23 protein-coding genes are annotated in these 24035 nt (G+C 72.0%); 10 read left to right on the top strand and 13 right to left on the bottom strand.

Annotated features, from left to right (window positions below):
* Nucleotides 1–8: 8 nt before the first annotated feature.
* The 3 genes from AB0R04_RS22505 to AB0R04_RS22495 all read right to left on the bottom strand — a co-directional run bounded on the left by AB0R04_RS22505 (nucleotide 9) and on the right by AB0R04_RS22495 (nucleotide 3925).
* Nucleotides 9–677, bottom strand: a complete 669-nt coding sequence (locus AB0R04_RS22505; protein WP_363373847.1) for a hypothetical protein — start codon at nucleotides 675–677, stop codon at nucleotides 9–11.
* Nucleotides 678–725: 48 nt separating this feature from the next.
* Nucleotides 726–2945 (bottom strand): MMPL family transporter, encoded by a 2220-nt coding sequence (locus AB0R04_RS22500; protein ID WP_363373846.1) that lies wholly within the window; start codon nucleotides 2943–2945, stop codon nucleotides 726–728.
* Nucleotides 2946–3070: 125 nt separating this feature from the next.
* Entirely contained in the window at nucleotides 3071–3925 is an 855-nt protein-coding gene (locus tag AB0R04_RS22495) for a phytoene/squalene synthase family protein (RefSeq protein ID WP_363373844.1), read from the bottom strand.
* A 506-nt stretch (nucleotides 3926–4431) separates the two neighbouring features.
* Between AB0R04_RS22495 and AB0R04_RS22490 the strand changes: the two genes are divergently transcribed.
* From AB0R04_RS22490 to AB0R04_RS22480, 3 genes are all read left to right on the top strand, one after another.
* Nucleotides 4432–6366 carry a PIG-L family deacetylase gene (locus AB0R04_RS22490; protein WP_363373842.1) on the top strand — a complete coding sequence of 645 codons (1935 nt, stop codon included), beginning with the start codon at nucleotides 4432–4434 and terminating at the stop codon, nucleotides 6364–6366.
* Nucleotides 6367–6598: 232 nt separating this feature from the next.
* Nucleotides 6599–7237: an ATP-dependent Clp protease proteolytic subunit gene (locus AB0R04_RS22485; RefSeq protein WP_363373840.1), complete on the top strand. Its 639-nt coding sequence runs from the start codon at nucleotides 6599–6601 to the stop codon at nucleotides 7235–7237.
* Nucleotide 7238: 1 nt separating this feature from the next.
* Entirely contained in the window at nucleotides 7239–7841 is a 603-nt protein-coding gene (locus tag AB0R04_RS22480) for an ATP-dependent Clp protease proteolytic subunit (protein WP_063352604.1), read from the top strand.
* 91 nt (nucleotides 7842–7932) lie between these two features.
* Here AB0R04_RS22480 and AB0R04_RS22475 read toward each other — a convergent pair whose 3' ends face one another.
* Nucleotides 7933–8415: a helix-turn-helix transcriptional regulator gene (locus AB0R04_RS22475; RefSeq protein ID WP_363373838.1), complete on the bottom strand. Its 483-nt coding sequence runs from the start codon at nucleotides 8413–8415 to the stop codon at nucleotides 7933–7935.
* Nucleotides 8416–8551: 136 nt separating this feature from the next.
* Nucleotides 8552–11359, bottom strand: coding sequence for an SdrD B-like domain-containing protein (locus AB0R04_RS22470; protein WP_363373837.1), 2808 nt, complete (start codon nucleotides 11357–11359; stop codon nucleotides 8552–8554).
* A gap of 392 nt (nucleotides 11360–11751) precedes the next feature.
* Here AB0R04_RS22470 and AB0R04_RS22465 point away from each other — a divergent pair, with 392 nt between their 5' ends.
* On the top strand, nucleotides 11752–12117 hold the full coding sequence (locus AB0R04_RS22465) for a hypothetical protein (RefSeq protein ID WP_063352607.1): 366 nt from the start codon (nucleotides 11752–11754) through the stop codon (nucleotides 12115–12117).
* Between the two features lie 154 nt (nucleotides 12118–12271).
* Here the strand turns inward: AB0R04_RS22465 and AB0R04_RS22460 are convergent, their stop codons facing one another.
* Nucleotides 12272–13135 carry an NAD(P)H-binding protein gene (locus tag AB0R04_RS22460; protein ID WP_363373834.1) on the bottom strand — a complete coding sequence of 288 codons (864 nt, stop codon included), beginning with the start codon at nucleotides 13133–13135 and terminating at the stop codon, nucleotides 12272–12274.
* A 98-nt stretch (nucleotides 13136–13233) separates the two neighbouring features.
* On the opposite strand from AB0R04_RS22460, the gene AB0R04_RS22455 reads away from it, so the two are divergent.
* Nucleotides 13234–13998, top strand: coding sequence for a TetR/AcrR family transcriptional regulator (locus tag AB0R04_RS22455; protein ID WP_363373832.1), 765 nt, complete (start codon nucleotides 13234–13236; stop codon nucleotides 13996–13998).
* Nucleotides 13999–14219: 221 nt separating this feature from the next.
* Here the strand turns inward: AB0R04_RS22455 and AB0R04_RS22450 are convergent, their stop codons facing one another.
* From AB0R04_RS22450 to AB0R04_RS22440, 3 genes are all read right to left on the bottom strand, one after another.
* Nucleotides 14220–14813: a DUF4291 domain-containing protein gene (locus AB0R04_RS22450; protein ID WP_363373830.1), complete on the bottom strand. Its 594-nt coding sequence runs from the start codon at nucleotides 14811–14813 to the stop codon at nucleotides 14220–14222.
* A gap of 334 nt (nucleotides 14814–15147) precedes the next feature.
* Nucleotides 15148–15633 carry a hypothetical protein gene (locus AB0R04_RS22445; protein ID WP_363373827.1) on the bottom strand — a complete coding sequence of 162 codons (486 nt, stop codon included), beginning with the start codon at nucleotides 15631–15633 and terminating at the stop codon, nucleotides 15148–15150.
* A 244-nt stretch (nucleotides 15634–15877) separates the two neighbouring features.
* A complete protein-coding gene (locus tag AB0R04_RS22440; protein WP_363373826.1) occupies nucleotides 15878–16252 on the bottom strand; it encodes a hypothetical protein in 375 nt (124 codons plus the stop codon).
* 297 nt (nucleotides 16253–16549) lie between these two features.
* Here AB0R04_RS22440 and AB0R04_RS22435 point away from each other — a divergent pair, with 297 nt between their 5' ends.
* Nucleotides 16550–17596, top strand: coding sequence for a glycosyltransferase (locus AB0R04_RS22435; protein WP_363373824.1), 1047 nt, complete (start codon nucleotides 16550–16552; stop codon nucleotides 17594–17596).
* Between the two features lie 174 nt (nucleotides 17597–17770).
* Here the strand turns inward: AB0R04_RS22435 and AB0R04_RS22430 are convergent, their stop codons facing one another.
* Together AB0R04_RS22430 and AB0R04_RS22425 are read right to left on the bottom strand one after the other, a co-directional pair.
* Nucleotides 17771–18376: an NIPSNAP family protein gene (locus AB0R04_RS22430; RefSeq protein ID WP_363373821.1), complete on the bottom strand. Its 606-nt coding sequence runs from the start codon at nucleotides 18374–18376 to the stop codon at nucleotides 17771–17773.
* The gene (locus AB0R04_RS22425) at nucleotides 18373–18546 is read right to left on the bottom strand and encodes a hypothetical protein (RefSeq protein ID WP_363373818.1); all 174 of its coding nucleotides are present in this window, start codon (nucleotides 18544–18546) and stop codon (nucleotides 18373–18375) included. The genes AB0R04_RS22430 and AB0R04_RS22425 overlap by 4 nt, the downstream gene beginning before the upstream one ends.
* A gap of 55 nt (nucleotides 18547–18601) precedes the next feature.
* Between AB0R04_RS22425 and AB0R04_RS22420 the strand changes: the two genes are divergently transcribed.
* Nucleotides 18602–19576, top strand: coding sequence for a WYL domain-containing protein (locus AB0R04_RS22420; RefSeq protein WP_363373815.1), 975 nt, complete (start codon nucleotides 18602–18604; stop codon nucleotides 19574–19576).
* A gap of 292 nt (nucleotides 19577–19868) precedes the next feature.
* Here the strand turns inward: AB0R04_RS22420 and AB0R04_RS22415 are convergent, their stop codons facing one another.
* Together AB0R04_RS22415 and AB0R04_RS22410 are read right to left on the bottom strand one after the other, a co-directional pair.
* On the bottom strand, nucleotides 19869–20618 hold the full coding sequence (locus AB0R04_RS22415; protein WP_363373812.1) for a DUF4232 domain-containing protein: 750 nt from the start codon (nucleotides 20616–20618) through the stop codon (nucleotides 19869–19871).
* A 182-nt stretch (nucleotides 20619–20800) separates the two neighbouring features.
* Nucleotides 20801–21772, bottom strand: coding sequence for a LuxR C-terminal-related transcriptional regulator (locus AB0R04_RS22410; protein WP_363373810.1), 972 nt, complete (start codon nucleotides 21770–21772; stop codon nucleotides 20801–20803).
* 350 nt (nucleotides 21773–22122) lie between these two features.
* Between AB0R04_RS22410 and AB0R04_RS22405 the strand changes: the two genes are divergently transcribed.
* From AB0R04_RS22405 to AB0R04_RS22395, 3 genes are all read left to right on the top strand, one after another.
* A complete protein-coding gene (locus AB0R04_RS22405; protein WP_363373808.1) occupies nucleotides 22123–22257 on the top strand; it encodes a hypothetical protein in 135 nt (44 codons plus the stop codon).
* A gap of 7 nt (nucleotides 22258–22264) precedes the next feature.
* Entirely contained in the window at nucleotides 22265–22606 is a 342-nt protein-coding gene (locus AB0R04_RS22400) for a hypothetical protein (RefSeq protein WP_363373806.1), read from the top strand.
* Between the two features lie 155 nt (nucleotides 22607–22761).
* Nucleotides 22762–24012 (top strand): VCBS repeat-containing protein, encoded by a 1251-nt coding sequence (locus AB0R04_RS22395; protein WP_363373804.1) that lies wholly within the window; start codon nucleotides 22762–22764, stop codon nucleotides 24010–24012.
* Nucleotides 24013–24035: the final 23 nt, after the last annotated feature.

The raw sequence follows: 24035 nt of genomic DNA, 5'->3' as shown, positions 1-24035 counted from the left end.
AGTGCGGATCACTTGGTGGTGGTCTTCGCGGTGGCGCTGCCGGTGCCGTGGGCGATCTCGTCACCCGGCTCGAAGACGCTCACCCCGAACTTCTTGTTGAAGGTGTCGGCGGCGCCGGGCGTGACGTCGCATCCCACGTCGTCGGTCTGCGCGCTCGATCCGCTGACGGTGACGTCGGAGGAGCGGTCGGGGCAGGTGAGCAGGGGGACCTTCTTGCCGTCGAGCGTCACGTCGACCTCGCCGGTGGCCAGGTTCTCGGTCATCTGCGTCACCTCCACCTGCTGGCCGGTGGTCCCGTTGTCCGCACCGGCCTCGTCGGTGGGGGTGAAGACGACGTCGTCCTGGCAGCTGACGGTGCCGGTGAGGGAGCCGTCGGGCATCAGGTTCGCGGTGCCGCCGGCGCCGGAGCAGTGGGTCTCGTCCTCGACGAGCCCCGTGGTGTCCCCGCCCTTCTGGTTCTCCTGGATGCCGGCCTGGTCCAGCGTCAGGCGCGCGCGACCGGTGAGCTCGACGTCTGCCTGGCCGTTGGACAGTGCGAGGTCCTGCTCGGCGGCAGCGGCGGCGCGGGCCTGCGCCGAGGCGTGGGAGTCGAAGGTGCCGGGCGGCGCGGTCAGGCCGGCCACGGTGATCGCCACGGCGGCTGCGGAAAGGGCCAGTACATATCGACCGGTGCGCATGCTGTCTCCTGGTTCGAGGGAAGTGCGGGGCAATTATCGTTCGTATACTCACAGGCCGTGCTTGGATGCGCCGTCATCCCTGCGCGACGCGCGGGTGCGGAACCGGATCGGAGGAGCCGGAAGCCACCAGTTCCATTCCCCCAGCAGGCGCATGACGGTGGGTACCAGCAGCAGGCGGACGACGGTGGCGTCGAGCGCGACGGCCACGGCGAGCGCGAACCCGATCTCCTTGATCTCCAGCGCCCGGTCGGCGAGCAGGCCGGCGAAGAGCAGCACCATCACCAGCGCGGCGGTGGTGATCGGGCGCGCGGTGCGCTGCAGCCCCAGTGCCACGGCGCGGGTGTTGTCGCCGGTGGCCAGGTACTCCTCCCGGATCCGGCGCACCAGGAACACCTCGTAGTCCATGGACAGTCCGAACAGGACGGCGAAGACGATCACCGGCAGATACGCCTGCACGCGGCCCGTCGAGGTGAACCCGAGCAGGCCCTGGGCCCAGCCGTGCTGGAACACCGCCACCGTCAGGCCGTAACTCGCCCCGGTGGCCAGGAGGTTCATCGCCACGGCCTTCAGCGGCAACAGCAGGCTGCGGAACACGAAGACCAGGTAGCACAGGGACAGCGCCAGCACGGAGCCGATCACCCACCACACCGTCGCGGACACCTCCCGCGTGATGTCCAGCAGCAGCGCGCCGAACCCGCCGACTGCGACCGGGGTGCCCGACTGGCGCAGCGGCTCGGTCAACTCCCTGATGCGACGCACCAGTTCGACGCCCGCCGGAGAGTCCGGGGCGACGGCCGGGACGACGACCACCATGGTGAGGTCGCGGCCGTTGTCGACGGTTTGGACGACGGCCGCCTGCGGCTGCGCGCGCAAGGCATCCAGGAGCGCCGGCAGCTGGGGGGCGGGCCCGGCGGCGGTGTGCGGGACCATGACCGTCACCTGGCCCGCCGCTCCGGCGAGCGCGTCGCTCTCCAGGACCGCCAAAGCCGCGCCGGAGGGGGTGCCGGCCAGTGCGTGGCGTCCGAAGTCGACGCCCAGGCGCAGGCCCAGGGCCGGGGCCGCGGCAGCGCCGAGCAGGGCGAGGCCGACCAGCAGGTAGGGCACCGGACGCCGCATCAGGCGCCGCGCCCAGCGGGCCCACGGCTGCCCCTCCGCATCGCCGACGTCCTGGCGGGCCGGACGGCGGCCGGGCAGCGCGCCGCGCCCCAGCCAGGGGGCGGCCCCGGCGAGGGCGGCGGGCAGCAGGGTCAGCGTCGCGGCCAGGACCACGGCCGTCACGGTGCAGGTCCCGGCGGTGAGGTCGCGGAAGACCCGGGAGGGCAGCAGCAGCATGCTCGTCGCGGCGGCCGCCACCACCGCGCCGGAGTAGCAGACCGTCCGGCCGCTGGTGGCCAGCGCCCGGCCGGCGGCCTGTTCCGGCGGGGCGCCGGCGGCGATCTCCTCCTGGAAGCGGACGACGACGAACAGCGCGTAGTCGATGCCGATGCCGAGCCCCACCACCGTCACCACGGTCACCAGCAGGGTGTCGGGACGCAGCGTCGGGTCGATCAGCCCCACCGCGGCGATCAGACCGAAGGTGAGCGCGATGGCGGCGCCGGCCAGCACCACCGGGACCAGGGCCGCGCCCACCGTGCCCAGGCCCAGCAGCAGCACCACCAGGGCCAGGATCACGGCGACGCCCTCGACATCGCGCAGATCGGCGAGTTCGACGGAGCGCAGGTCGTCGTTGACCGGCGTCCTGCCGACCAGGGCGGCGCTGATCGCGCCGTCGCTGAAGTGCTGCGCCACCCGCCCCACCTGGGCCTGCTGGGCGCCGATCCGCTCCTGGCGTCTGCTCTCGTCGCCACCCAGCCCGACCAGGGCGTAGGCGTTGTGAGGATCGTGGCGCAGCCGCGAGAGGGCGGCCATCAGCGCGCCGACATCGTCCGCGGGGGGCGAGGCGGCCGCCTGCTCGGCGGTCGGGAGCACGGCCACGGCCCGGACGCCGTGCTGGTGACGCAGCGCGGCCGCGGTCCACGCGACCGTGTCGGCGTAGCGGGGATCGGTGGCATCGAGCTGCTCGGAGTGGAACACCAGCAGGAGCTGCTCGGATCCCAGCAGCGGAAAGCCCTTGGCGGCCAACCCGTCCGCCCGCACCGACTCCGATCCGTCGACGCGGACGACGGGGGCGCGCAGCGAGTACAGGAAGTGCGGCAGCAGCCCGATCGACGCGGCGACCACCAGCAGCCAGACACCGCAGACCAGCCCCCGCCGGCGCGCCGAGAACACGCCCAGCCGGTACAGGAGGGGAGGCCGAGAGAGGGGGCCCGGCGCCTGCGGCGGCGCGGGTGCCGGTTGGGTGGGTACGGGGTGGGTGGGTGCGGGCTGGGTGGGGAGTGTGACCTCGTGGGCGCTCACGGGCGTGCCGCAACTGCGGCGCCGACCGGCGGGTGCAGCAGGCTGCGGACCAGGATCGCCGCGGTGCGCGGTGCCGTGGTCCAGGCCTTGGCGCCCACCGCCTGGTTGCCGCGACGCTCGACCCGGTCCAGGGGCGCGCGCAGCAGCGCCGCTCCGGCCTGCCAGGCCGCACGGCTGGTCGGGTGCACCAGGTCGAGGGCGTCGAGGCCCTCCTCCCACAGCTCCCGTGCCCGTGAGACCTCGAAGCGCAGCAGCTCGCGCACCGCGGCACTGCTGTGCTCCGAGGCGATGTCGTCGCGGGTGAGTCCGAAGCGCTCCAGGTCCTCCAGCGGCAGGTACAGCCGGCCCATCCGCAGGTCCTCGGCGATGTCGCACACGATGTCGGTGAACTGCGCGGCCTCCCCGAGCCGGGTCATCGCCTGCTCGGCGGCGGGTGAAGGATCCTCGAAGACGCGGAGCAGGATCCGGGCCGGGGCGCCGCCCACGGCCCGCAGATAGGGCCGGAGTTCGGCGAACGTCGGGTAGTGGGCCGGGGACAGGTCCATCCGCAGGCCGTCCACGTAGGCCATCAGGTCCTCGACGCGGATGCCACGGCTGTGCACCGTGTGCGTCAGCGCACGTGTGATCGGATCTCCCGCGCTGCTGCTGCTGTCGCCACCGTCTTCGAGAGCTGCGGTGAGGTGTTCGGCCCACCGTTCGAACTCTTCGGCCCGGCCCGGCCGGTCACCCCCGTCCACCAGCTGGTCGGCGTGCCGGCCGAACGCGTACGCCGCCCACAGGTGCGGGCGCACCGCCTGCGGCGCGCAGCAGCTCGCCGCCCAGTAGGCCCGCCCGTCCACCGAGATCAACATGCGACGGCAGAACTCGTACGATTCCCGCAACGTGTGATCGGTGATCCCGGCCCGGTCCAATGACCAGCGGTCCAAATACAACGGAACTCCTACGGCGAGTGGTCGGACTGCCGCTCCGAGCCGGCGGCCGCACATCTCCTGAAGGGCCGTCCGGGCGTGGCCCCGCAGGTGGGGCGCCGAAGCGGGCTCATCGTCGCGCAGGTCGATCGGCGTGGATTTGGTGACACGCCGTCATATCACGCGACCGGCCTTCCCCCACTCGGCTGCACAGAGCTGGATTCAGTTTTTCGTGTTATCGCCCGCTGGTCCGATTTCACCTGTGCAGGAACGGGCTCTTCCGGAAATGCGCCCAATGGGCAGGAAGTGAACGAAGTGACGTGATTGTGCGTCAATTGACTTTTTCCTCCGGTGATTTGCTCAATGCGGCCCATGGCATTGCCTGCCCGACAATGCGCTAACCTCGCCTTGGCGTGATCACATGCCGATCTCGAATTGGGGGGAATCACATGGCAATCGGACGACGGCAACTCCTCACCTCCGTCGCGCTCACCGCCCTCGCCGCGCCCGTCCTGGCCAAGGGGACCGCGACCCGCGCGGCCGCGGCCGTGGGGGCGGCCCCGGCCGCCGCCTCCGGGCCGCTGTTCCTGCAGGTCGTCGCGCACGAGGACGACGACATCCTGTTCATGAACCCGGACCTGTCCAACGCGATCGCCAACGGCACCCCGTCCGTCACGGTGTTCGTCACCGCGGGCAACGCGACCGGCGACCCGTGCGCCACGTCCTGCTGGGACACCGCCGGCGAGCCGCTGCGCACCTGGAACCGCCAGATGGGCGCCATCAACGCCTACTCCCGGATGACCGGGGTCGGCGACACCGACCCGGCGACCGACGAGGTCGGGCACTGGACGGCCGAGGCGTGGACGGTCGCGGGCAAGCAGGTCGAACGGTACGTCCTCAAGGGCCGGCCGGTGCACCTGATCTTCCTCAACCTGCATGATGCCGGGCTCGGCGCCGTCCTGGCCGGCGGCACCGACACCACGGTCGTCCCGGTCGGCAGCCCGCTGTCCGGGCCGTCGACCTACACGGCGGCGGACGTCGTCGAGGTGCTGCGGCAGCTGATGGTGACGTACCAGCCGACCGTGCTCCGCGCCCAGGACGAACTCCCGGACAGCCGCTACTCGGGCGACCACTCGGACCACGTCTCCGCCGCGAAGTTCGCCGGCCAGGCGGCACTGCTGTACGGCGGCCCGCTGATCCAGGTGAACTACCGGGACTACAACATCAGCGACTCCCCGGTGAACCTCGACCCGGCGACGACCGGCGCCAAGGGCGTGTTCGTCTCCGAGTACGCGAGCCACGACCACTCGGGGAACTACTCCGACGCCTGGTTCTCCCGGATGTACTACCGCTGGTCGCGGGGCACCTCCTGGGCCGGGCTGAACCAGGACGGCCGACCGCAGGTCTTCGTCGTCCGGGCCGGCGCCCTCTACACCTACTGGCGTCAGGCGGACGGCAGTTGGGGCGGTCCGGTGCGGATGGCCGACCCGGGCGGGCGACTGGCGCCGGGCATCGCGGTCGGCACCAACGCCGACGGCCGGCTGGAGGTCTTCGCCCGCCGCCTGACCGATCACCACATCATCTCCCTGCCCCAGGGCGCGCCCAACGGCTGGTGGTGGAACAGCTGGGCCGACCACGGCAACCCCAACACCGGACTCGGCAACGAGGACCAGGTCGGCGTGCCCGTGGTGGCCGGCAACCAGGACGGGCGGCTGGAACTGTTCGTCAAGAACGGCGGGGGCGGCCTCAGCAGCATCCGGCAGACCACCCCGGGCGGGGTGTGGACGGGCACGTGGACGGACCTGGGCGGCACCGACCTCCAGGACCCGGTCACCGCGATCCGCAACGGCGTCGGGGCGATCGAAGTGTTCGCCAGCACCCGCACCGCAGTCCTCGGCTGGCGGCAGGGCGCCCCGAACGGCGCCTTCGGCGGCCCTGGCCCGATCCCCGGAGCCCGGCCGGCCAGCCCGCCCAAGGCCGCGCTCGACCAGGACGGCCGGATCGAACTCGCCTACCGCGAGGCCGGCACCGGCGCGATGCTGGTCAGCTACCAGACCCGGCCCGGCGGTGAGTGGAGCCAGTCCCCGGCCCCCCTCGGCGGAGACGGGGGAGTGGGCGAGCCGGCGGCGGCCACCGCCGGCGGACGGGTCGTCCTGTTCGAGCGCAACCGCGGCGGTGGCGTGAGCACCACCGCCCAGACCGCCCCGAACTCCGGCTACGGCACCTGGCAGGACCTCGGCGGCACCGTCCTCGACTACCCGGCCGCGCTCGTCGACGGCGGCGGTGTCCTCCACGTGTTCGCGATCGGTTCGGACGGCCGCGTCTACTACCGCGCGGGCACGACGCCCACCACCTTCGGCGGGTGGCAGGGCCTGCCGGTCTGACCGTCCCGCCTCCGCCCCGCTCGGGGCCCGGCTCCGGCTGGGCCCCGAGCAGGGCTCCGAGCGGGACGCGGCCGTGTGCGGGCCGTCGCCTCTGCCCGTGGCGAATCTGCGGCGGGCAGAGAAAACGCATCCGGAGGTCTCCCGGGGTCAAGAGTGGAGTCGAGGGCAAGCCCGCCTCAGCACCTCGACGCTTCGACACCTCGACACCTCGGCATCTCGACAAGGAGACCGGATGACTCCCCTCACCACGCTCGCGCCCCGCGCGGAGGAGGGCGGCACGCCGCCCAGCCGCTTCGACGACCACCTCGCGGCGCAGCTGCTCGCCCAGCGGATCGTCCTCCTCGGCACCCAGGTCGACGACGTGTCGGCCAACCGGGTGTGCGCGCAGCTGCTCCTGCTGTCGGCGGAGGACCCGCGCACCGACATCGCCCTGTACGTCAACAGCCCCGGCGGGTCGGTCACCGCGGGGCTCGCCATCTACGACACCATGCGGCTCATCCCGAACGACGTCTCGACGCTGGTGATGGGGTTCGCCGCCAGCATGGGCCAGTTCCTGGTCACCGTGGGGGCGCCCGGCAAGCGGCTCGCGCTGCCGAACGCGCGGATCATGATGCACCAGCCCTCGGCGGGCATCGGCGGCACCGCCGCCGACATCGAGATCCAGGCCGAGAACCTCCAGTTCACCAAGAAGGCCATCGAGCGGATCACCGCCGAGCACACCGGGCAGAGCGAGGAGACGATCGCGCGCGACGGCGACCGGGACCGCTGGTTCACGGCAGAGCAGGCCAGGGAGTACGGGATCGTGGACCGGGTGGTGGAGTCGGTCGCCGACATCCGCCCGGCCGCGTCGCGCCGACGGATGGGGCTGTGACATGGGGTCGTACACGGTTCCCTACGTGATCGAGCGGACCGCGCAGGGCGAGCGCTCCTACGACGTCTTCAGCCGGCTGCTGAACGAGCGGATCATCTTCCTCGGCACCGAGATCGACGACGGGGTCGCCAACGTGGTCATCGCGCAGCTCCTGCACCTGGAGTCGGAGAGTCCGGAACGCGAGATCTCGATCTACCTCAACTCGCCCGGTGGATCGTTCACTTCGCTGATGGCGATCTACGACACGATGACGTTCGTGCAGGCGCCGATCTCCACGTTCTGCGTCGGTCAGGCGGCGTCGACGGCGGCGGTGCTGCTGGCCGGCGGAGACCCCGGGCGGCGGTTCGTGCTCCAGCACGCACGGGTGCTGCTCGGCCAGCCGGCCAGCGGTGGCCGGCAGGGGACGGTGTCCGACCTCAGCCTCGCGGCGAAGGAGATGGTCCGCACCCGCTCGCAGGTGGAGGAGGTGCTGTCCCGGCACACGCGGCACGACGTGGCGACGCTGCGCGCGGACATGGACCGGGACAAGGTGTTCACCGCCGAGGAGGCCGTCGCCTACGGGCTCGCCGACGAGGTGCTGAGCCGACGGCTCGCGTTCGGCTGACTCCGCGCAGCCGTGGCCGGTACGGCGGGGCGCACCACCGTCGTACCGGCCGTCGGCCGGGTCAGGCCAGGTCAGGTCAGGTCAGGCCCGATCAGGCGGCGAGGCAGAGCCCGTCGTACTGCCCCGTGGGCGACGTGCGGCTCCGGTCCAACCGGCTTCGGCTGACCTGACTGCGGCCCACCCCGCTCCGGCCCACCTGGCTCCGGGTGTGCCGGGTCAGCTCGTCCTGGGCGAGCGAGAGCAGGTCGGCGAGGCCGAGTCCGAGGGCCCGGGCGGCGGCCGCGAGGACCTCGGAGGAGGCCTCCTTGCGCCCGCGCTCCAGCTCCGACAGGTACGGGATCGAGATCCGGGCCGCCTCCGCCACGTCCTTCAACGTCCGTTCCTGGGCGAGCCGTTCGCGGCGCATCGCATCGCCGACGAGGTCGCGCCACAGGGGTTCCCTCGGCGCGGGCGCCGGCGCCGGTGGCGCTCCCGCCGGTCGTTGCGGGGCGCGGGTCGCCCCGCCGGAACCGGGCGACGAGGTGTGCGGGCGCAGGGGGATGACGCGGGCTTCGTTCGGCGCATGAGTGCTCACCCCTCCAGCCTAGGGATCCGGGGCGTCGGGGGAAGGGAGTGGCGTTCTGCCCTGGGTGAAGCCGTACGGGCCGCCCGGCCGGGCCCGTGGCCGTCGAACTCGCCACGGGCCCGGCCGGGTTCCGCTACGCGTGCCGTTACGCGTGCCGTGCGCCGCGCCTGCGCGCGACCACGATCAGCACGCCGCCCGCACCCAGCAGCGCCGCCGCACCGGTCACGCCCAGCGGCAGCACGCTGCCCGCCCCGGTGGTCGGCAGCGCGCCGCCGGGCCGCTCATCGGGCCAGGACGGCCCGGCGCTCGGCGACGGCGGCGGCGGGGACGCCACCGCCGCCACCGCCACTGCCGAGGACGACGACAGGCTCGGCGACGGGGTCGGAGTCGGGACCGCACCCGGCGGCGACGACGGGGCCGCGCCCGAACCGACCGACGGGAGCAGCCGGTTGACGACCGTCACCGTGATCCCGTCGTCCAGGGTCTCGCAGGTGAGCACCAGCGGCCCGAAGACCGCGATGGCCGGCGCCGCGTAGCCGTCGGGCGGGCTCACCTCCACCCAGTAGTACGTCCCCGGTCCGACGACGGTCCGGCAGATGCCGTCGGCCCCGGTGACGCAGGGATCGCCGACCGGCGAATCCTTGTGCTCGCCGGTGGTCTGCGGCCAGCTGGGCCCGCCGTTCCAGCGCCACAGCTGGAACGTCGCCCCGGCCAGCGGTTTGCCGTCCTGGTCGTGCTTGACCAGGGTCAGCGTGCCCTCCTGCGGCCGGAAGCCGAAGTCGAAGGTGTGGTCGTCCTGGCCCGGCCCGCCGGTGGTCAGTTCCCGCTCGGCGTACGTTGCGCCCGGCGGGACGACGCCCTTGGAGTTGATGAACGGGTTGTCGCCGACGTCGTGCCGGGTGGGCACCCACTGGTACAGCGGGCCGCCCTGGGCGAAGTCGGCGGGGTTGTCCAGCCGGATCGTGTACTTGGTGTGCGGCTTGAGCCCGCCGTCCACGTTCGAGTCGTCGAAGTAGTACTCGCCGCGCGCCGTCGTCCGCGCCGTGCCGACGAGCTTCCCCGGCCCGTCGTACAGGTGGACGGTGGCGCCCTCCACCGGGCGCTGGCCCGGCTTCTGGATGCCCTTGTGCTCGGCGTCGTACCAGACCCGGTTGCCGATCTGCAGCGGCGCCTGGTCGCAGAGCACCTCCAGATCGCCCATCGAGGCGCCCTTGCCGAACGGCGCGGGCACGTTCGCCGGGTTGAGCCGCAGGCCGAACGCCGGGTCCTGCCTGCCGTCGCGCTGGACGAACGACGTGCCGTAGCCGAAGGCCGTGCTGTTGGGGTCGAACCCGGAGGTCCCGATGGTGTTCTCGACCTTGGACAGCGCCATCCCGGCGTAGGCCGCGTTGTGGTGGACGCCCATCCGGCTGGTGTCGAAGAAACGGGCGCCCCGGGGCGAGAGCCCGCAGCCGGTGTTGGCGTCCAGCACGTAGGTGCCGCCGCTCAGGCAGGCCTTGTTCAGGTCACCGCCCGACAGCACCTCGCCCACCGCTGCGCCCGACCCCGACTGGCCCGTCGCCCGGTCGGCCATGCGGTCGCGGAAGGCCAGCAGCATCGAGCCGTCCGTCTCGAAGCCGACCTCGCCCAGCTCCGGCTCCGGCTGGGCGCGGAAACCGGCGCAGGTCTGGCCGTTCTGCGTGGTCGGGTAGGTGTTCGTCCACGGGAACCAGCTTGCGCCGTCGCACGGGCCCGAGCCGACGGTCGACTGGCGCGGGTAGTCCAGCGGCTGGTCCAGCACGGCCGTGCGGAACCGGCCGGTGGCCAGGTCGAAGGGCAGCACGACCGCCCGCAGGTCCGAGGCCTTGCCCGTCGACTCGCCCGAGCAGACCCCGCCGAGGTAGCCGACGCCGTCCTGGAGGCCCAGGCCGAACGGCCGCCAGTCCCCGGCCGAGGCGCAGCCCGGGTCCGGGATCGGGTAGACGCCCCTCGGCTGCGCGGCCGTCGGCGCGGTCGCGTCGTAGCGGTACAGCGCGCGGGTGTTGAGGTTGACGACGAACAGGTCCCGGCCGTCGTTGGTCACCTTCAGCCCGCCGAGGCTCTCCTTGCCCGGCGCGACGAGGAACGCGTCGTCCGTCCCCGGCCCGTGCGCCGTGCCGCCGGCGTCCGGGACGGTGGTGAACAGCGTGGTCCGCCCCTGCGCCGGGTCGGTCACGTAGATGCCGCCGGCGCCGCCCGGACCGTAGTCCGTGGTGCGCTTGGCCGACGCCGAGGAGAACACCCGCCGGTCGGCCTTGTTCCACGCGATGCCGTAGAGCGTGCCCGTCTGCGCGTCGGTGGCGAGGTTCGTGACGTTGACGTCCACGCCGTCCTGGCCGCGCGCGCGGTACGGGAACGACACCAGCGTGCGCTGCGCGCCGCCTCCCAAGGTGGTGTTCTGGCAGGTCGTCACCAGCGGCGCGTTCTGCTGGCAGTAGTCCCCCGGGTACCACAGCCCGGTGGTGTACGAGACGTTCCTGCCGCCGGAGAGGTCGACGAACTCCTCGTTGGAGCTCAGCTGGTTCGGCGCGCCGTCCAGCCCCTGCCGGGAGGCGAACGCCGGGAACAGCACGCCCGGCCTCGGATTCACCACCTGCACCCGGTACGTTCCGCCGTGCTCCCGGCTCCGCGGCGGCGCCAGCGTGACCGTCCCGTCGGCCCCGGTGGTGCCCTCGACGTGGGCCCGCTCCTCGCCGGTGAGCGTCACCTTCACGCCCGCCAGCCCCGGCTCCAGCGCGGGCGTCCACACCCCGGAGGAGTCCACGGCCCGGATCACCCGGACCGTCACCGTCCCGTCCTCCGTCTGCGAGAACGCCGCCGGCGCCGTCAGCGCCCCGCCCCCGCACAGCGCGGCGGCGAGCACCGCGGCCCGCGCGACGCCCTTCCTTCTCCTTCTCGTCCCCACCTGATCCCCACTCTCATGGTCGGCGGACATCTGCCCGATCCGGACAGGACCCCCAGGAGAGCGACAACCGGTCGTCCACGTCCTGGTTTCGGGGCGCATTCACTGGTGTGTGTGACAGATGAAGGGCAGGAAATCGCATCAAGTTCGGATACGACCGCACAAGTTCGCATACTGCAGGAGAAATCCCGACGCCCGGAGCGCCCGGACCCCTGCGGCGAAGCGGATCCGCAACTCCCCGCAGTCCCGCCCGACGGCGTCCACCGCAACGCCCCCTGCCTCGCCGTCGTTCCGGTACCCGGCCGCCGTCCTGCCCGGGGGGCCATTAGGCCTGAAAGTTGCTATCCGAAGCCGGTGATCAAACCGTAGGAATGGCTCCACGGCCTGACCGGCCACCCACCCGCGATCAGAAGGAGCCCTCACCCATGATCCGTCTTCGTACCTGTATGACCATCGCCGGCGCCGCGGCGATGTTCGCCCTGGCCGCCGCGCCCGCGCAGGCCGCCCCGGGCGACGTCACGACCTCGTGCGGAAGCGTTCTGACCCCGGCCGGCTTCGTCGACGTGAGCTGGGGCTACAGCAGCAGTTGCGGCACGCAGAGCTTCAGCCCGAACATCAAGCAGATAAAGCAGCTCACCGGGCTGCCCGTCGGCACCGTGGTCCAGGCCTGCTCCACCACCTACCCGCCGGCGGGCTGGGTCCAGACCGGCTCGTACTACACCAGCAGCTGCGTCGCCTGGTCGAACCCGAGCTTCAACAACAACGCCTGGCAGCTGAAGCGCGTCTCCTGACCGGGCGACTCCGCTGGGCCCTGTCCGGCAAGATCGGCCGGACAGGGCCCAGGCCGGCACACCCGGGGCGGGGTGCGGACGGCGCCGAGCGGCCAGGACCGGGCACCGGCACCGGCACCGGCACCGGCACCGGCACCCGGCCGCCCGCTGTGGATCAGCTTTCGGACAGCTGCTCGCGCAGCACCGTGCGCAGGGTGACGGGCTCGCGGCCGAGCAGGGCGGCCAAGGTCGGGTCGGTGGTGGCGAACTCGCCGGCGCGGCTGGCGGCGAAGATGCCGAGCAACTGGTCGGCGGTTTCCGCGGGGACGCCTTGGCCGGTCAGCTGCGTGCGGAACTGGTCGTCGGGGGCGATGGTCCGCGTGATGGGGCGGCCGGTGAGCTCGGTGGCGAGGGCGGCGACGTCGTCGAAGGTGAGCGCCTGTCGGCCCGTGAGCGGCGGCGTGGGGCCGTCGAAGCGGCCCTCGTCGGCCAGGATGGCGGCGGCCGCGTCCGCGAGGTCGGCGTGCGCGGTCCAGGCGACCGGCCCGTCCGCGGGGAGCGCGAGCCGGCCGGACTGTGCCGCGTTGCCGAGGAAGTGTGCCGCGCTGGTGGCGTGGAAGCCGTTGCGCAGCGAGGTGAACGGCACGCCGCAGGTGCGCAGGGCCTCTTCGGTGGCGGCGTGGTCGCGGCAGGCCTGGAAGTGCGACGTCGCGCCGGCCCCCATCTGGCTGGTGTAGAGGATGCGACGGGCGCCCGCCGTGACGGCCGCTTCGATCGCGATGCGGTGCTGCCTGACGCACTCCTCGCCCATCTTGTCGACGGAGACGACGAGCACCTGCGAGGCGCCCTCGAAGGCGTGCGCGAGGCCGGCGGCGTCGGTGAAGCTGCCCTGGCGTACCCGTACCCCTTGGTCGGCGAGGTTCTGCGCCTTCTGCGGGTCGCGGACGCTGACGCCGATGCGGGCCGCCGGTACGCGCGTCAGCAGCCTCTCGACGATCTGACGCCCCAGCTGTCCGGTGGCTCCGGTCACGATGATCATGATGTGCTCCCGTGTCGCGACGAGGTGGTTCCAGTGGAAACACGTTTAAGGTATCACCGATAATAACGATGGAACCAGCGGTGCGGTATCGTTGATTCATGCCATCGCCTTCACGCGGCCGGGACGGCGCCACCGGCACCGCGTCCGGGACCGCCATCGAGTCCGCCAGCGCGTCCCCGGCCCGGGAGCAGACCAGGCAGCGGGTCATCGAGGCCGCCATCGGCCTGCTGACGCGCGGGGGCCGCGACGCGGTCACCACCCGCGCCGTCGCCGATGCGGCGGGCCTGCAGCCGCCGGCCATCTACCGGCTGTTCGGCGACAAGGACGGGCTGCTCGACGCCGTGGCCGAGCACGGCTTCGCCGCGTTCCTCGCCACCAAGCACGTCGACCCCGACCCCCGGGACCCGATCGAGGACCTGAGAGCCGGCTGGGACGTCGCGGTCGAGTTCGGCCTGGCCAACCCCGCGCTGTACACCCTGATGTACACCGAACCCACCGGGACCACCTCGGCCGCCTTCAAAGCCGGCATGGAGATCCTGATGGGCCGCATCCGGCGCCTCGCCACCGGCGGCTGGCTCCGCGTCGACGAGGAACTCGCGGCCCAGATCATCCACGCCACGGCGCGCGGCGCCGTGCTCACCTGGCTGTCCCTGCCCCAGGACCGGCGCGACCCGGCCCTGCTGACCACCCTTCGGGAGTGCATGGTCGCCGCCGTCACCAACCGGCAGCCGGCCGTGAAGGAGCCGGGCCCGGCCGGCGCCGCCCGCGCCCTGCGCGCCGCGCTGCCCGAACAGACGAAGCTCAGCAGCGCCGAGCAGCATCTGTTGGGGGAGTGGCTGAACCGCCTCGCCGCCGACGGCTGATCACCGGCGGCTCGTGCGTCCCCGACGAGGTGAGGCGGCCGCCGGATCTCCCGTGGCGCGGTCGCCGGCGTGCGCGCGCCGGTCGCGACGACGACGGAACGGGCAACGCCACCCCGGCCCCGGTGTCACCTGACGGTGCACCACGCCTCGGACCGTCGCGAGCCGCCCTGGCGGACGGCGACGGAACGAGCAGCCCGCGGCCCCGAGCGCTCGGGACCGGCTCAGCCGCGCAGGTGGTTCAGCATCGCGTCGCCCGCCGGATAGGGGCGCTCGGCGGGAAGGAGCTGCCGGGCGGCCTCCGGAGCACCGTCCCTCACCTGGGCCTGGACCGCATGCGCGAGTGCGGTGACGTCGTCGATCGAGACGATCCACTGCTCCGCGTAGCGCTCGGCGGCCTCGCCGGCGAGGCCGAGCTGGAGGGAACGGTGGGGAAGCGGCTGAAGGTGCAGATCGCGTTCGGGATCCCACTGCACCCGGGCCGGGGCCCGCTTCAGCTGGCGCTTCCAGGTGGCGCGGTCAGGATGCAGCCCGTGTTCGTAGTGGGCCAGGCAGGCGTTTGCCAGGGCCCATTCGAAGCCCTCACGGGTGATCTCGATCGCGAGGACGGTCTCCTGGCCCTCCTTGCCCGCCCAGCCGCAGCGGTACATCATCCACAGGAACGACGGTTTGATCCACGTCATTCGGTCCCTCTTCCAGGCAGCCGGGAAGTGGCCGTCCTGTGCGGCGGGCAGGCCGATCTCCGGAGCGTACGCCTGGTACACGGTCACCGTGGTGGCCGTGTGGAGGGCGCGGATCCGATGCTTGGGTTCTGGCACGGTGACCAGGGTCGGGGTTCGGCGCGCATCGTGCCATCGAATTACCGGGCCGGAGGGGGCTGGTGGGGCGCTCGGCGGTTGCTGCGGTGAGCACGTGGTGGAGGCGTCTCGGTGGTGCTGGCCGGCGGGTGCCGAACGGCCCGGGCCGTTCGGCACCCAGTGGCGGGGCACCGTTTTTCGTGCTTTTCGTGCTTTTCATGCGGCGGCGTGCGGCGAGCGGCGCGGCGGTACAGGCGCCGCATCACCCGACGCAGGCGCCGGGGGGCGGGGGCCGGACAGATCCTGGACTATCTGGCGGCGCTTGTCCGACCCTGGCGGTGCCCGATGGCCGGGATCAGTTCTTCCACACGCCCCAGTAGACGTCGGCGTTGTCGCCGGAGCCGCTCTCACGGGTGGTGCGGAAGACGCTGCTGGTGCCGTTCTCGTCGTAGCTGTTGGAGCCGGCGTAGGGGTTGGCCCAGTGCAGCTGGACGGTGTTGTTGTTGCGCCAGCCTTCCTCGCAGCCGTAGGTGCTGAACGTCGCCCAGCCCTCGGTGCCGGTCAGGAACCCGTTGCTCTCCGACTGGAAGGTGGCGTCGCCGGTGTTCCCCAGGATCTGCGGCGGCTCCTGGCCCTGCGTCCAGATGCCGTGGGCCAGAGCGTAGCCGGTCCGGTAGAGCGAGCAGCCGGTTCCGTTGTGCAGGTGGACCGTGGTGCTCCGGGCCGCCTGGACGGTGGCCTGGGCGGTGACCGGGGCGGCCTGGGCGGTGCCGGTGGCGATGGTGCCGAGCCCGATGGCGCTTACCGCAGCCAACGCCGCGAAGCGTGCGGAGGTACGCATGGTTCCCTCGATTCCGTGTGCCTTCGGTGGGTGGCGCGGGCGGTGTCCCGCGCCGTGATGAACGATGTGCCGCGCCGACAGACAAACGATGGACGGTGCGGCCCGCGCCGTTCACCGCACCGTTCGCAACGCCCGTCCATCGTTTGTCAGTTGGCGTGGTGTACGAGCATCCGGGCGGCCGCCCGTCCCGCCGAAGGCCCGGGAGTCGAGTGCCGGGGCTGTCGCCGCTGCGGGACGTCCTCCCTCACAGTGGAGTGAGGATGTCCTGGTCCGCCCCGTCGAGGACGAAGCCGTTGTCCAGCCGGACCCGGACCGTCACCCGGTTCCCCCGTTCCCGGTGCGCGGTCCACTGCGGCTCCAGCACGGCGATCTCCGCCTCCAGGCGCTCGCGGCTCGCCACCGGCATGGTGTGCCCGTAGTCCTCGAACAGCGCTTTGAGCCGCTGGTACTCGCGGACCTCATGGCTCTCCGGGAGTACCCCGTCCACCCGCTCGACGGTGCCCTCCATCCCGGATCCCAGCGAGAGGAACCCGACGACGGCCCCGGGCTCCCCGGCGACCGCCTCACCGATCCCGAGATCCTCGGCCAACCTGACGCGCCGGCCTTCCTTCAGGGTCATCCGTCCTCTGCCTCTCCATCGATCGAGGCCGCCGGCGCCGCCGGCCCGCGGCCACGGCCATTATCCGCGGTCGCTGCACGGCGTACGGCCCCCGGTGGCAGGGCCTCCGCTTCCTTCCGTCCTGCTGTGGGCCGGTGACACGCGGGGGCATTGCTGCCACCCTGGGCGTATGAGTACGGGCCAGGCCCAGCTGCTGCGCACGGACGTTGCTCCACGGCCCCGGGAGGGTGACGCCGCCTCTCTGGCCCAACTGCCCACGCTCTGGTCCCACCGATCGTTGTTTCTCTGGGAGGTACGGTGACCGGCCGAGTCATCTACGCGTCGTTCGAGTTCCAGTTCCCGCTGGGCGGCATTCGGGTGCTGAACCAGCAGGTCGCGTTGCTGCGGGCCGTCGGCGTCGAGGCGTTCCGCTGGACGCCCACGCCGGGGTTCCGCTACACGTGGTTCGACGACGACGTGCCGACGCTGTCCGGCATGACCTTGGACCTCGGGCCCGAGGACGTGCTCGTGCTGCACGAGGTCAGCGTCGTCCCGGGGCACGACCCGGCGCCCGGCGGCCACAAGGTCATCTACTCGCAGGGGCACTACGTCAACTTCCTGACCTGCCCCGACCCCGGCCCGTATCCGGGCTGGTCGGACCAGCCGGCTCTGTGGACGATCTCGAAGGCGGGCGTCGACATGTTCCGCCGTGCCCTGCCCGAGTTCGAACCGCACCTGGTGCCGAACGTCATTGACACCGAGTTGTTCCGACCGGCGTCGACCGAGCGGGTTCGGCGCATCGCGTGGATGTCCCGCAAGCGTCCGATCGAGACCACGCTGCTCCGCCGTCTGCTGCACGCCGACCCGCGGTCCGAGGGTGTGGACCTGTACGACATCCATGCGGTCCCCCACGAGGAGGTCGCTCGCGTCCTGTCCGACACGTCGGTGTTCATCGCGTTGGGAGCACCCGAGGGCGAGGGCTTCGGATTGCCGTTGGCCGAGGCGATGGCCAGCGGCTGCCTGGTGACCGGTTACGCCGCCGGCGGCGGAGCGGAACTGTTCGACTCGCCGTCCGCGTGGCGGATCCCGGAGCTCGAAACGGATCGGCTGGCGGACAAGGCCCTTGAGCTGCTCGACCTGCCCGGCCAGGACGAGGTGCGGCGGGCGGGCCGCCAGTGGGTCGCCGACCGGTACACCACCCAGGCCGCCGTCGAGGCACTGACCGAGGGCATCCGCCAAGCGCGGGCCCTCCCCGGCGGCGCGGCGACGGCCACCCATCCGGCCGCCTGGATGGACGAGTTGTTGAGGCGTTTCCCGGTGCCGCCGGAGACACACGCTCAGGTGGAACCACCGGCCGCTTCGTAGTGCTCCAGCCGGACTGCTCCATTCCCGCCGGCCAACGGTCTGGGAGCGGGGAGCGACGGCCCGCACCAGCGCGGTGCGGGCCGTCGCCACCTCGCACAACCCCGTTCTCGGCGGGTGGAGCAGCAGGTCGGGCCGGACGTCGGCCTGCCCACCCACGGCCCTCTGCGACGGGCTTCAGCGGGAGGGTTGCGGCACGGGCGAGAGGTGCAGTTGCTGCGGGGCGGAGTGCAGGTGTGTCGAGAGGTCCGGCAGGGGGGCGGTGTCGCCCGTGGCGAACCACACCAGGACGTCCTCGCCGACCCGTACGGGCAGGGCGGGGAAGTCGTTCTCCGCGTTTTCGGTGCGGTGAACCGCCAACGGCGGGGTCCGGGCGGCCAGTTCGGGGCGCAGGTGCCGCTCGAAGTGGTCGGCGAAGGCGGTGGGGTCCAGGGGGTGGCAGATGGTCGCGACGACCGGTCCGGCGTCGGCCGGGGCGGTGAAGCCCGGGCCGCGCAGCAGCAGGACGTCGTCCGAGTCCACCATCGTCGCGTTGGCGGCGTCCCGGTGCTCCTGCCAGACCGGCCCGTAGTAGAAGGCGTGCAGTGCCCGTGCCCGCGACGCCATGTCAGGGAAGCTGCGCAGCCAGACGAAGCGGTCCGGGTCGTCCAGGTCCCGGAACCGGCCGCCGACGGTGATGCCCACCGCCTGCTGTCCGGTCACGAACTCCCGCTCGAAGAGGGCGATCAGAGTGTCGCGGGCACCTGGGTGCAGGGTGTACTGGCGCAGTTCGACGATGCTCACGAGGCGTCCTGCAACTGGACACGGCTGAGCTCCGCGACCCGGTCGAGCACCCGGCTGTGTCCGCCGTTCACGGAGAACTCCTGCTCCTGGCCGTCACCGCCGGCCGGAACCCCGGTGAGTCTGCGGACGGCCATGCCCCGGGAACCGTGGAGGAAGTCGGAATCGATCATGGCCGCAGGCTAGAACCGGTCCACTGACACCTCCTGTCAGTGGATACTGACAGCCGTGCGCGCCAGCCGACTGATCTCACTGCTCCTGCTCCTCCAGAACCGGGGAAGGACGACGGCCCAGCAGCTCGCCGACGAGCTGGAGGTGTCGGTCCGCACGGTCTACCGGGACCTCGAAGCGCTCGGCGCCGCCGGGGTCCCGCTGTTCGGCGAGGCCGGTCACGGCGGCGGCTACCAACTGCTCGACGGGTACCGCACCCGGCTGACGGGCCTGACCGCCGACGAGTCGCAGGCCCTGTTCCTGGCCGGGCTGCCCGGCCCGGCGGCCGAGTTGGGCCTGGGCGAGGTACTGGCGGCCGCCCAGCTTAAGCTGCGGGCCGCCCTGCCGGCGGAGCTCCGCGAGCGGGCCGGGCTGATCCAGGAGCGCTTCCACCTCGATGCGCCCGGCTGGTACGGGGACGTGGACGAGACGCCGCACCTGGCGGCCGTCGCGGCCGCGCTCTGGGACCGGCGCAGGGTGTGGGTCCGCTACCGGCGGTGGAAGGCGCCCACCGAGGTGGAACGGCGACTGGAGCCGTACGGGCTGGTCCTCAAGGCCGGCCGCTGGTATCTGGTCGCTGCCGCGGGCGGTGCCACCCCGCGTACCTACCGGGTCAACCAGATCCTCGAACTGCGAGAGCTGGAAGAGGAGTTCGAGATACCCGCGAGCTTCGACCTGGCTGCACACTGGCGGGACGGGCTCGCCGACTTCCATGCCCGACTGCACACCGCGGAGGCGACGGTGCGCCTGTCGCCGCGCGGTGTCGCCCGGGGCCGCGAGCAGCTCGGCCGCGCGTTCGACCGGGCGGTCGCGGATTCGGGGGTGGCCGAGGCGGACGGCTGGACCAGGGCATCCGTGCCCATCGAGTCCCTCGGCCACGCCCACAACGAGTTCCTGAGACTGGGCACCGACGTGGAGGTCCTCGAACCACCGGAGCTGCGCGCCCGGCTGGCCGCGACCGCCCGCGCACTCGCCGACCGATACGGGGCCTGACGCGGGCGAATTCCCGTCCCTGCCCTCCGTCCCTGCCCTCCGACCTGACGGGACGTGTGCTGGGTTGCCTGTCAGCAGGCCCGGGCCTGCCTGCCTGCCCGATTCGCTGAGCCGATTCGCTGGGTCGCGCGGTGCGATGTGGTGCATCGAGACGCTTGACCGTTCCGGCGGGGCCATTTGATAGTCGACGAGCCCGCCGAACTCGCCCACTTCCACCCGCTGATCACCGTCGCGCCGGAGCGCCGACCGGGCCCGTGACCGACGGGCACCCTCCATGGTGGTGTGGCCAGGGCTACTTGCCGGCGGCTGCCATGGAGGTGACGGCGTCGGCGATGGTGGCGCGGTAGTTGCCCATGTGGGGGTTGAGGACGCGGGTGTCGGGGGTGAGTGGGAAGTTGTGGGTGGCGGCGAGGGGCATGTTGGTGTCGTCCTGGTCGGCGAGGACGTTGATTTCGTTGATGTCGGGGGTGGTGCCGGTGGTGGCGTTGGTGGGGTTGAGGTCGATGACGACGTAGGCGTTCTGGCCTGCGGGGACGGGGAAACGCAGGGTGCCGCTGGCGAGTACGGGCCGGATGTTGTTGCTCTGGTCGCGGGCGGTGGAGTTGCCGAGGTTGACGCCGGGGGAGGAGCTGAGGCTGCAGGCGCTGGTGCCGGTGTTGTGGACGTCGATGACCCGCTGGCTGGGTGCTCCGGGGCGTGCGGTGACGTGGATGGAGAGGTTGCTGATGTCGCAGGGGGTGGCGTCGGTGGGGGCGGGGGCGTTGCCGCCGCCGGGTCGGGCGCTGGTGGAGGGGCTGGTGCCGGACGGCGTGTGCGGTGCGGTCGTGGGGGCGTGCGACGCCGCGCCCGTGGCCGGGGCGGTCGGTGACCCCGCTGCGGGAGCAGCGCCGGTGGGGGCGGGTGCGACGGCCGCGGTGGTGGGGGAGGCCTTCGGGCCGGCGGCCGGGTCGGCGTTGTCGGGCCCGCAGGCGGTCAGGACGAGACCGGCCCCGACGGCGAGGACGGCGGTGACGAGCAGCGGGCGACGGCGGCGGACGGACATGGTGGCTCCCCGATGGCGATGTGTGCTGGCTTGCTGGACACCCACCATGACGGTTGGTCAGTGCCTTTCGGTGGCACGCGTGGCGTCACAATCACCAGGACATCGCGAGGACCGGACTGTGACAATCCATCGGGGAGCTGCGGGTTGACACGGCGTACTTCGGGCCGGTCAGAGCCAGCCGGTCAGAGCCAGCCGTTCTGGGCGGCCTTGATGCCGGCCTCGAAGCGGCTGCTGGCGTTGAGCCGCTCCATGATGGAGGCCATGTGGCGGCCGACGGTGCGGGAGGAGATGCCCAGGCGCTGGCCGGCGGTGTCGTCGGTGAGGCCGGTGCCGAGCAGGCGCAGCAGTTCGCGTTCGGTGGCGGTGAGTCCGGTGGTGGGGTCGCCGGGGGCGGTGGCGCCGAGCGGGACGGCGGTGTTCCAGGCCTGTTCGTAGAGGTCGAGCAGGGCGGTGAGGATGCCGGGTTCGGTGACGTGCAGTGCGCCCTTGCGGTGGTCCTCGGGGTCGATGGGGACGAGGGCCTCGCGGCGGTCGGCGATGACGATGCGCTGGGGGATGGTGGGGGCGGTGCGGACTTCGCCGCCCTGGCTGAGCAGCCAGTGGGCGTACCCGGTGACGTGCGGCTGGTGGCGGGTGGAGTCCTGGTAGAGGGTGCGGATGGTGATGCCGCGGGCGAGGGCGCCGGCGTCGCCGGGGCGGGAGGAGTCGAGGTCTTCGGGCCGCTGGTTTCCGGGCTGGCTGCTGAGGGCTTCCGTGGTGGTGGTGCGGCTCATCTGTTCCAGGCGGTGGTGGACGGCGTCCATGCCCAGCAGGCGTTCGCCGTGGGCGGCGTGGTGTTCGGCGCGTTCGGCGACCATGCGGGTGACGGCGGCGCGGGACGCGGCGAGGGCGGCCTGGCGGGCGGCGAGGTCGGCTTCCTGGCGGGCGAGCATCTCGGCGAGGCCGACGGCCGGGTCGACGGCGCGCATCCGGCCGGGGTGGTCGGCGGAGGCGCGTACGAGCATGAGGGCGCCGAGTTCGTCGAGGCAGTCGTGGACCTGGGTGGCGGTGGTCGCGCAGCGCCCGGCTATCGCTTCGACGTCGGCGGCGGGGTGGTCGAGCAGGGCTTGGTAGACCTGCTCGGCGCGGGCCGATAGTCCAAGCGCCTGCAACATGGTGTCCCCCTTGTGTGATGATCTGTGAGCTCTCGTGGCTGTGACAGCACACGAAGCTTCATGATCCTTTCATGGGATGACACCGCCCTCAAGGTCGGATATCCGGCCTCGACGGCAGGCCGCGCCATCCAGTTCTTGTCATGTGCGTGACAGTATGTCCGGAGTCGGACAGGCCGGTTGGCGACACCCGCAAGGCCTTCCGAGCCGCCCCCCGACCGGCAAAGCTAGTGATCGCCGCCAGGGAGTCAGCCAGAAAGTCAGCCCGGACGGCAGCCGGACGGCGTGTCGACCGCGGGACGCACCGATCGGAGAAATCCCTTCGTGTCAGCAACAGTTGAGGACAACCGATCGTGATCCAGAACCGTATCGTCAAGGCCGCCGCGGCCATCGCCATCTCGCTGGGCGCGCTGCTCGCCGCCCCCGCGGTCCTGTCGGTGAGCGCCCAGGACACCGCCGTCAACGCCAGCTTCGGCTGGGGCGGCTGACCCGCGGATGGACGTCATCTACGCCGCCCTGCACCGCAGGCAGAGCGCCGGGCCGATCCCGGCCGGCGAGGCGGCTGAGGTGACTGAGGTGACCGAGGTGGACAAGGCAGGTGAGGCGGCCGAGGTCCGCGCCGTCCTGTGGGCCCACGCCCGCCCCGACGACGGCCTCCAGCACATCACCGTCCGAAGCGAGGCTGACCGCGTCGACCTGCTCGTCTACCTCGCCAGCCGTGACCCCGCCGTCGCGGAGGACACCCTGAGCCGGGCCCACGTCCTGATCGCCCGAGGCCACCAGGCCTCACCCCTGATGCGCCGGCGCTACCAGCCACCGGCGCCCCCCGGCCGCTGAACCCGCGCCGCCGCTGCGCCCGCGCCACCGCCGCACCCGCACCGCCGCCGCTGAACCCGCACGACGCTGTCCGGCATCCGATGCCGTCTCGAACTCGCAACCAGTAACCCGCAACGCGCAACCCGCAGCCCGTAACCCGCATGAGGAGCTCCGCCATGCCTTCGTCCACGCTGTCCAGGCTCGCCCACGTCGCCCTCGCGGCCTCCCTCGCCGCTTCCGGTGCGATAGTTGCGACCGCCGTCACCACCACGGCGGCCCACGCGGCGACCAGCGCCGTCACCGCCGCCTCGTCCTCGATCGACGGCAAGATCACCCGCAGTGAGGTCATCCAGCGGGCGCAGTACTGGCTGGGCAAGTCGATCCCCTACAACCAGGGCGGCTCGTACCCGGACTCCAGCGGCCGCAACTACCGTACGGACTGCTCGGGTTACGTCTCCATGGCCTGGCACCTGGGCGCCGGCACCGGCCCCGACACCCGGGCCATCGAGGACTCCTACACCTACGGGATCCAGCGCAGCGAGCTCAAGGCCGGCGACGTCCTCAACAGCTACTACAACCACGTCCTGCTCTTCGAGAAGTGGGACGACGCCGCCCACACGACCTTCTCGTACTACTCCTTCGGCTCCACCCCGGTGAAGCACGTCACCGGCGCCTCCATCAACGGCACCCTCGACTCGCACCCCAACGGCGAGTACAAGGCCCTGCGCTACAAGAACATCGTCGACGACGTCCAGACCCGGGCCACGAAGGCCGGCGTGTACCACCCGTCCACCCAGACCTTCTACGAAGGCGACAACACGGGTTCCACGCTGGGCTCGGCGAAGTTCGGCAACGCGGGCTGGACTCCGCTGGTCGGTGACTGGAACGGTGACGGCGTCGCCAGCGTCGGCGCGTACGACCCGGCCACCGCGACGTTCTACCTCAGCAACGACAACAGCACCGCTGCCGGGACCGCGAAGTTCGGCAACCCCGGTTGGATCCCGCTGGTCGGTGACTGGAACGGCGACGGTGTCAGCAGCGTCGGCGCGTACGACCCCGCCACTGCCACGTTCTACCTCAGCAACGACAACAGCACGGTCGCCGTGACCACGACGTTCGGCAACCCGGGCTGGATCCCGCTGGTCGGTGACTGGAACAAGGACGGCAAGGACAGCATCGGCGCGTACGACCCGACGACCCAGACCTTCTACGAGAGCAACGACAACAGCACGGTCGCGGGCTCGGTGAAGTTCGGCAACGCGGGCTGGACCCCGCTGGTCGGCGACTGGAACAACGACGGCGTCACCAGCATCGGCGCGTACGACCCGAGCACCCAGACCTTCTACCTCAGCAACGACAACAGCACCACCGCCGCCAGCTTCGTCTACGGCAGCCCCGGCGACGTCCCGATCGCCGGCCGCTGGTAGTCCGCCCCCCAACCGACACGAAA

This window comes from Kitasatospora sp. NPDC056731 (assembly GCF_040687675.1).
Classification (GTDB): domain Bacteria; phylum Actinomycetota; class Actinomycetes; order Streptomycetales; family Streptomycetaceae; genus Kitasatospora.
Note: the sequence above shows the minus strand (reverse complement) of the source record. Positions and strands in the feature narration are given on the sequence as shown.

What these genes read in the sequence shown, in the direction of transcription:
- AB0R04_RS22505 (WP_363373847.1), bottom strand. Translation starts at nt 677, where the DNA reads ATGCGCACCGGTCGATATGTACTGGCCCTTTCCGCAGCCGCCGTGGCG.
- AB0R04_RS22495 (WP_363373844.1), bottom strand. Translation starts at nt 3,925, where the DNA reads ATGTTGATCTCGGTGGACGGGCGGGCCTACTGGGCGGCGAGCTGCTGC.
- AB0R04_RS22490 (WP_363373842.1), top strand. Translation starts at nt 4,432, where the DNA reads ATGGCAATCGGACGACGGCAACTCCTCACCTCCGTCGCGCTCACCGCC.
- AB0R04_RS22485 (WP_363373840.1), top strand. Translation starts at nt 6,599, where the DNA reads ATGACTCCCCTCACCACGCTCGCGCCCCGCGCGGAGGAGGGCGGCACG.
- AB0R04_RS22480 (WP_063352604.1), top strand. Translation starts at nt 7,239, where the DNA reads ATGGGGTCGTACACGGTTCCCTACGTGATCGAGCGGACCGCGCAGGGC.
- AB0R04_RS22470 (WP_363373837.1), bottom strand. Translation starts at nt 11,359, where the DNA reads ATGTCCGCCGACCATGAGAGTGGGGATCAGGTGGGGACGAGAAGGAGA.
- AB0R04_RS22465 (WP_063352607.1), top strand. Translation starts at nt 11,752, where the DNA reads ATGATCCGTCTTCGTACCTGTATGACCATCGCCGGCGCCGCGGCGATG.
- AB0R04_RS22460 (WP_363373834.1), bottom strand. Translation starts at nt 13,135, where the DNA reads ATGATCATCGTGACCGGAGCCACCGGACAGCTGGGGCGTCAGATCGTC.
- AB0R04_RS22455 (WP_363373832.1), top strand. Translation starts at nt 13,234, where the DNA reads ATGCCATCGCCTTCACGCGGCCGGGACGGCGCCACCGGCACCGCGTCC.
- AB0R04_RS22445 (WP_363373827.1), bottom strand. Translation starts at nt 15,633, where the DNA reads ATGCGTACCTCCGCACGCTTCGCGGCGTTGGCTGCGGTAAGCGCCATC.
- AB0R04_RS22440 (WP_363373826.1), bottom strand. Translation starts at nt 16,252, where the DNA reads ATGACCCTGAAGGAAGGCCGGCGCGTCAGGTTGGCCGAGGATCTCGGG.
- AB0R04_RS22425 (WP_363373818.1), bottom strand. Translation starts at nt 18,546, where the DNA reads ATGATCGATTCCGACTTCCTCCACGGTTCCCGGGGCATGGCCGTCCGC.
- AB0R04_RS22415 (WP_363373812.1), bottom strand. Translation starts at nt 20,618, where the DNA reads ATGTCCGTCCGCCGCCGTCGCCCGCTGCTCGTCACCGCCGTCCTCGCC.
- AB0R04_RS22410 (WP_363373810.1), bottom strand. Translation starts at nt 21,772, where the DNA reads ATGTTGCAGGCGCTTGGACTATCGGCCCGCGCCGAGCAGGTCTACCAA.
- AB0R04_RS22400 (WP_363373806.1), top strand. Translation starts at nt 22,265, where the DNA reads ATGGACGTCATCTACGCCGCCCTGCACCGCAGGCAGAGCGCCGGGCCG.
- AB0R04_RS22395 (WP_363373804.1), top strand. Translation starts at nt 22,762, where the DNA reads ATGCCTTCGTCCACGCTGTCCAGGCTCGCCCACGTCGCCCTCGCGGCC.